Genomic DNA, 6973 nt, shown 5'->3' with positions numbered 1-6973 from the left:
GAATATTGTAGGGTTTCATAACCTTCAATTCTTTCAAGTTTTCCATATTCGGGCGTAAAGAATCTTATTGCTGCACTACAAAAGTTTGTAATATCCTTTTCGATTGGGGGACATAAACCAAGTGGCCATAATATTGATAATTGAACGAGGTCTATACCAGTGCTTAATTTTACGAGAGATGAAATTCTATCGCCCCCTATTCTATTATGGGTTTCAATAACTCTCATTTTCTCACCATTTAATTTGATTTCTGTGTGAGAAGGTTCTTCGTTTAAGCCTATGAGCGTTAAGAACTGTGAAATGTAATTGATTATTTTTTGTTGTACTGTTTTTGGTAAATCGGCTGGTACACAATGCCCGATTTCGGTAAAATTTTTACCATTTTCATTTTCTATGAGGTCTTTTTTGGTAATGGCTATAATTTTATGATTCCCCGAAAAGCTAAAGGCTTCAACAGAGTATTCTTCTCCAGAAATAAATTCTTCAGCTATGAGGGTAGAAGAAAAACAGATATTTTTAATATCATTAATTGAATTGACTTGAATAACATCTTTACTACCATAACCATCTATGGGTTTTACAATAAGCGGGCTGCCGGTTGTTTTGAAAAAATATTCTAATTCTTTTTTATTTTTTGGTTTTGAAAATTTAAGGGAATATTCTGGGTGATCGGAAAGGAATAAGCGCATTGCATATTTATTCTGTATTCGTTCCATTGTTTCCCATGATAATGCTTTGAGCCCTAAAAATCTCGATAATTCTGATGCAAGTGGAAGAGCTTTTTCGGTTAAAGTTATTATCGCATCAATTTTATGATGACTATGGATGGCATTGATTATCTTTTTAGTAAGAGATACATTATGATAATCAAAGAGAAAGAGAGAGTCTTGATTCATATGAGCGGTGAGGTGAGAATTTTCAGGCTTGTCTAAGATTGTCATCTTTATACCGTTGAGTTGTGCACAATCAATCATGGCATGATGAGGGCTTAAGAATACAATATGCTTTTTCATAAATTTACCTTTTTGCTATTTTTTTTAATATGAAGAGAGAGACAAGGGCTGTACAGAGAGAGGCAATGCTCAAGATTTGCCAAACCGATAAGTCAAAAAAATCTTGGTTGTATAGGAGAGAACCAAAGTAACTGCCTGCCATTCCTCCAAACGCACTTGACAAACTCATGATACCAAATGCACTAGCAATGAGGCGTTCATCTATATTTGTTGCATCGTAGTCGAGGCGTATCTGTATAATGATTTCAGCAAAGGAAAAAAGGATGATTGGCTTGAGAAGAGGTAAAAATAAGAATGCTCAAGAGCGTGGATGATAATGAATGAGAGTGCAAACAAAATAAAGGATAACGTGATAGGCATTTGGGTGTTTTTTTACATGCCCATTTTGAGACAGGCATTTGAAAAAAATCACGATAAGTGCGTTTAAGACAAAAATAAAAGAAGTAGCACTCTCTCCAAAAATCTGATCACTGAATACAGGTATCGTAATTTCGAGTTGTATGTAAAAAAAAGTAAACAAGAACATAAAAAGCCCAACATAAAGCATGGCTTTGTTGGTGAGCAACATTTTAAAATCAGAAAAATTTATTTTATTCAATGTATTGGTGTGAGAATTTTCTTTTAAGGTACAGTTGAGAAGAAATAACAAGAAAAAAATGAATCCAACAAAACTAAATAATAGGTGAGGAAGCATTTTAAAAATTAACATTAGGGGGAAAGGTCCAATAGAGACTCCTATGTTGGAAAAGATTGATCTTGTTGCTAAAGCTTCCACTTTTTCAGTTTGAGAGACGTTTTTTACTAAAAAAGATTTTGCAGCGGGAAGGTATATACTGCTTCCTAGCCCAATGAAGGAGCAAGAAAGGAGGAGGATATAAAAATTATGTGTAAAACCAATGATGATATAGCTGGGGATGCGTATCGCTAGACCTAAAAGCATAGTTTTTTTGATATGGACATAATCGGAGAGTACACCTCCTAAAAGAGAGCCTGCTTTTTGGCACCAAAAAGCGATCCCGATGATGGTTCCAATTTCTGTTGTACTGAGAGAATTCAATTTGCTTAAGTAGATCGCCAAAAAAGGGACGACCATAAATATTCCAATATTACTGAGTAGAGTTGTTATGAGAATAAGTTTTACGCTTGCTTTGAAACTGAGAATTTTACGCAACATTTCATTTTTCCATTACAAGATTTATTTTATTGGCTTCAGAGAGGGCGTTTAACAGAGCTGTTTCTGAACTTGTTCCTGTGGTCAATAAAATGCCAACACATGCCGATTGATCTCTTAAGTTAAGAATTTCTTTTCCCTGTAAAGCGCATGGGTAGAGAAGCGTTTTCTGGTATGCTGCATGTTTCAAGTGCATTTGTTTAAATTTACCGGTTGTTTTTGCATAGATAAGCGCTTGGCCGATAAAGGTGTGGGGTATCAATTCTATACGAAATAATTCAGGCTCTCTTCCTAATGCACATTCTAAAAACCCTTTGTAGATATTGGTATTAAAAGCTTGGCAGAGTGCTTCACCGATTTTTCCGCCCCCTAAGCGGGGATTTATTTCGATAACTTCAAAGCCCTCTTCAGTGACAATAAATTCCGTGTGTGCAAAGCCCTCATGATAGGAGATGGCTGCGAGGATTTTTTTAATCCATTCTTCGATGCCTTGTAATTCCACCGTATTTTTGTTTAAAGGCAAAGCTGTTGCAAGTTCTTTAAAGTCAGGCATATCCGACATGATCCTGCTTGAGAGAGCAAGAAGCTTTGTTTGCCCTTGATAGCTAATGGTTTCAGCACTGTACAGCGTGCCTGTAAAGAAGGTTTCAACAAGGATTTTTTTGAGGCAAGTATGGTTTTTTATAAATTCCATAATGTGGGTAAATTCAGTTTGATTTTCTGCAAACCATACGTTTTTTGATCCTGTTCCGTTCGGGTCTTTAAGTATAACAGGGTAGGAGAGGTTATGTATGGCTTGAAAAGCATCACGTTTAATAACAGTGGATTGTCCTTTTGTTAGTCCTTGTTGAGAGAGGATTTTTCTCAAATAAGCTTTGTCTCTACAGATAGTTGTCGCATAAATATTGGGAGCTTTATAGCCCAACTGGGCGGAGATTTTATGGACATTTATTGCCCAAGTATCTGTAAGATTGATAATTCCAGCAAAGTTTTTTAAATTTTTGCAATAGGTTATAATCTTCTCATGATTAAATGTATCGCATTCAATAACGCTGAGATGTTTGCTTTTTATATGACTGAGTTCATAAAAATACGCCTCTTTATTATGGGTAAGAAGGTGTAATTGAATATCGAGATTTTCTGCGGCTTCGATAAGTCTAGCTAAGCCAAATGTTAAGGCTTCCACAAGTACAAAATTCATTCTCTATCCTATCTTAATTGGAATTATTTTGCGAAAAAAACTTCAAATATTTTTTATTTTTTTTATTCCATTCAAAACGTGACCAAGGCAGGGCTAACTGTGTTGCTGTATGGATGTTTTTGGGCTCAAAACTGTCCACTGGTTGGCTTTCTTCATGCCTTGAAAATACGCTTTCAATGTAGCGGTGTCCTGTGTCAGGTAGGATGACAAGGCATGGCACTTCAGGCTTTAATTTAGCTTCTCTTTTTCCAACACAATAGCTCCCTCCACTAGAGAGTCCAGCAAAAATAGCATGGGTTTTCATAAGTTCAATGGCTCCACTCAAGCAAGCAGAAAAAGAGAGCCAATTTATAGAATTATAAAGTTCGTGTTTTACATTCAAAAAGTCTATGCTGCTGCCAATACCAGCGATCATAATTTCATGATCATCAACAGCTTCTGCTCCAAAAGTCACACTTCCAAATGGCTGTATGCCGCAAAGGTTTACTTCTATTCCTCTTTTTTGAAGATAAGTGGCTAAAGCACCAGTGGAACAACCTGACCCTACTGCGCCAACGACAGTTAATGCGTCACCGTTTATGTTTTCTAAAACTATTTTTGCAAATTCTTCGTAGCCACCATAATGGATGTCATCGTGGTATTGTTGCATCCAATAATAGTCTTTGCGCTTTTTAATAATATTGATTACTTGTTCTACACGGTATTTTTGATCTAATTTTAAACTTTCTGCTGATGGAACGCTTTCAACATATGCCCCTAGCAATTCAAGTTGTAATTTGGTTTCTTTATCAATGGCTTTGGAAGCTATGATATGACATTTCAAATTGTATTTGTGACAAGAAAGGGCTAGCGCATGAGTATAAACACCGCTAGAGCTATCAATTAAGGTCGTGTTATGATCTATTTTGCCATTTTGCAACAAGGTTTCAATTGCATACAAAGTTGAAAATAATTTCATTGATTGTCAATCTTGCAACATAAAGGTTGGCACTCAATTTTATAATTGCTGGTTTTTTTATTGTGTCTGATATAGGGATATCCATTAAAAAATTTCTCCTATATGAGCTTTAAGATTTTGCTCTTGGATAATTTCTTTTGTCGTTCTCACTGTTTGTCTGTTTGATTTTTTGAGGTATAAAAAACCTATCAGTGAGCCGGTATGAGCGACGATGAGACCGTGGGCTTTTACTTTTTTTATATTTTTAAAAAAGAAATTGAATTGCTTTTTTGGCAATACTTCTTGTGATAAGAGAGCACTTTGCGTGGAACAGTTTATTATTTCAGATGTATTATGTGTTGCAAAAGCTTTTTGGACCGTATTTTGTAATTTTAAATATCTTTTTCTTTCAATAGAATAGTATGAAAGAAGGCTCTCTTTTGTTTGAGAGGTTTCGCAGGTCTATTTTTCTAAACTGTCTATACAATAAATTTTAGGCTGTGGTTTGTATAAGTCAACAATGGATTGTTGTTGACTAAGATATAAGCAAGGATAGTCAATAAAAACGGAGTCTGATCTTTCAACGCCTATAAGAGAATTTATAATATCATAAATAGTGAGTCTCTGGTTCATTGCTTTAGCAATACAGCGCAAGGCAGCAACGATGTCTGCCGTTGAGCTCGACATTCCAGCGCCTACGGTAAGATCACTTTCAAATTTCCAGTAACCTTCTAGTTTTAATTGATTTATTTGAGAAATAATTATCAAGAGCTTTTTGGACTTTAAATTTTCTAATTTCCCTTAGATTGCACTCAACTCTAGGCGTGAAGACAGCTAAAATTTTATTGCGGGATATGGCAGAAATTATAGAGATTTCAATAGAATCTCTCATAAATATCGGTCCTTGATAAAGTTCTCCCAAAGAACCACGACATAGAGAAGTATACTTTATCGTATCATTCATATGGATACGACACATCATTTATATTTATTGAGATATTTTTCACGGCTACTTCCCCCATTTTTTTAAACAGCCCCCTTTAACTTGCCTATTATAGGTCTTAAACTCTAGCTGAGAGAATAGAACGCACAGTTTCTTGTCAAGACGTATTTTTCTATCTCTTGTTTTAAATATATCTTTATAAAAACTTTTAAATTTTTCTGATAGGGTATTGTTAGAAAATACGAGACACGCGTCATTCTTTTCATAAGGGCTTATATTATTCTTTATTGTGTGGGTAAAACTTTTGAGATAGCTGGTGAATAGATTTTTCAAAGCCATTTTCATCTTGTTACGGATGCTGATTACTTTGTCGAGCACTTCTTTAAGTGCTTCTTTTATTGAGAAATCCTTAAAAACAGTTTTGAGTTTTTTTGCAGCAGCGTGTGTTACAAACTCATAATGAGGCCACTTATGCCGAAGTGTTGAGGGTATTCTTGTTGTATCATCGGTTGCAAAAAGGGTAGGCGCCATTGAAATTCCTTATGTTTTCGTTTGCATGAGGCAAAGGCAAGAAGCAAAGGAGGAGACGATAATGATCATGCAAAAAATGAAAGCGATATGATTGTTGAAATGACTAATGATCCCTCCACTTGTCCATGAGCCTATCGCTTGACCAATATTTGAAACAACAAGGATATAACTAAAAAGAACACTAGCAGAGAGGGATGCGGTTGTTTTGTTGGCTTGATAGTATATCTCTGGGATCATGACAGATTCATAGATACTGTAGGCAATTAACGCAGCCACAGCGGTAAAGACTCCACCCATGAGGAAAAATGAAGAAAAACTTCCCATAAGCCATAACAGGTAAAAAGTTGCTTTATCGGAAAGGGTGAGATGTTTATTGATTATTCCTTGCCAGATACAAATACTGATCCCAACAATTGAAAAGAAAATTCCGCTATAAGGAGCCAGATTGCTGTCAAATTTACTGAGAAGTGTTGTGGTAGTGATAAAAATTCCCATGATAAACGTGCAAAGAAAAGCTGTGACCAGTAAATAAACAATAGCATGATGACGCATGATTTCTTTTAAAGAAGACAGAAGAGAAGCATTTGTTTTTTTATTCTTTGCAGGGGAGAATTGTTTATGAGGGTAATTGTAAACAATTTGAATGGATAGAATACAAAGATACAAACTAATAATTGCAAAAAAAGCCATTAAAAAAGCGGCTGCATTATATTTTATGGCGATCGTTGCAACGAGAGGGGCTATAACGACAGCAGCGTTTTGAAAAAAAGAATAAAGGGTTAATGCGCGTTTAAGAGCACTGCCATCGAGGTGTTCTGATAAAATTTCTCTTAAGAATGGCTTTGAAATTGCTTTTGAAAAAGCCATTAAGGTGAAAAAGGCCAGCCATGCAGAAGCTGTGGTTGACAAGATAACACATAGGAAAGCGCTACTCCTTAAAATAAAAGCGATAGCCATTAAAAGTTTACGCGAAAATCTCTCTAAGAAACCTGTTGTGGTTACCATGAGAATGCTTTCAAGGATTACCGATCCAGCGAGATAAAATGCAACATTTGCAGCCGTTATAAGAGCAGAACTTCCAAGGAGAGGGAGTACAAAGAAAAAGGAAAATTCAGAAAGAAAAACTGAACTATAGATAAAAAAAGGAATTTTATTTTTACTCATGGAATTTCCATAG

6 protein-coding genes (1 of these 6 only partly in view) are annotated in these 6973 nt (G+C 35.5%); all 6 read right to left on the bottom strand.

Features of this window, described 5'->3' with window-relative positions; genetic code table 11:
• On the bottom strand, positions 1-1013 hold the 5' portion of the coding sequence (locus AC6ER9_RS01755; protein WP_497074736.1) for an ATP-grasp domain-containing protein. 199 nt of this gene lie to the left of the window's left edge; only the first 1013 of its 1212 coding nucleotides appear in the window; it begins with the start codon at positions 1011-1013; its stop codon lies beyond the left edge, outside the window.
• Between the two features lie 298 nt (positions 1014-1311).
• On the bottom strand, positions 1312-2187 hold the full coding sequence (locus tag AC6ER9_RS01750; protein WP_497074735.1) for an MFS transporter: 876 nt from the start codon (positions 2185-2187) through the stop codon (positions 1312-1314).
• A 1-nt stretch (position 2188) separates the two neighbouring features.
• A complete protein-coding gene (locus tag AC6ER9_RS01745; protein ID WP_497074734.1) occupies positions 2189-3385 on the bottom strand; it encodes an ATP-grasp domain-containing protein in 1197 nt (398 codons plus the stop codon).
• A 13-nt stretch (positions 3386-3398) separates the two neighbouring features.
• On the bottom strand, positions 3399-4343 hold the full coding sequence (locus AC6ER9_RS01740; protein ID WP_497074733.1) for a pyridoxal-phosphate dependent enzyme: 945 nt from the start codon (positions 4341-4343) through the stop codon (positions 3399-3401).
• A gap of 441 nt (positions 4344-4784) precedes the next feature.
• Positions 4785-5090 (bottom strand): GHMP family kinase ATP-binding protein, encoded by a 306-nt coding sequence (locus AC6ER9_RS01735; RefSeq protein ID WP_497074732.1) that lies wholly within the window; start codon positions 5088-5090, stop codon positions 4785-4787.
• 715 nt (positions 5091-5805) lie between these two features.
• A complete protein-coding gene (locus tag AC6ER9_RS01730; RefSeq protein ID WP_497074731.1) occupies positions 5806-6960 on the bottom strand; it encodes an MFS transporter in 1155 nt (384 codons plus the stop codon).
• Positions 6961-6973: the final 13 nt, after the last annotated feature.

The organism is Bartonella sp. SL317 (genome assembly GCF_059687655.1).
This window is presented reverse-complemented; position numbering and strand designations above follow the sequence as displayed.

Excerpts from the sequence above, each read along its gene's own strand:
- AC6ER9_RS01740 (WP_497074733.1), bottom strand. The coding sequence starts at position 4,343 with ATGAAATTATTTTCAACTTTGTATGCAATTGAAACCTTGTTGCAAAAT.
- AC6ER9_RS01730 (WP_497074731.1), bottom strand. The coding sequence starts at position 6,960 with ATGAGTAAAAATAAAATTCCTTTTTTTATCTATAGTTCAGTTTTTCTT.
- AC6ER9_RS01750 (WP_497074735.1), bottom strand. The coding sequence starts at position 2,187 with ATGTTGCGTAAAATTCTCAGTTTCAAAGCAAGCGTAAAACTTATTCTC.
- AC6ER9_RS01745 (WP_497074734.1), bottom strand. The coding sequence starts at position 3,385 with ATGAATTTTGTACTTGTGGAAGCCTTAACATTTGGCTTAGCTAGACTT.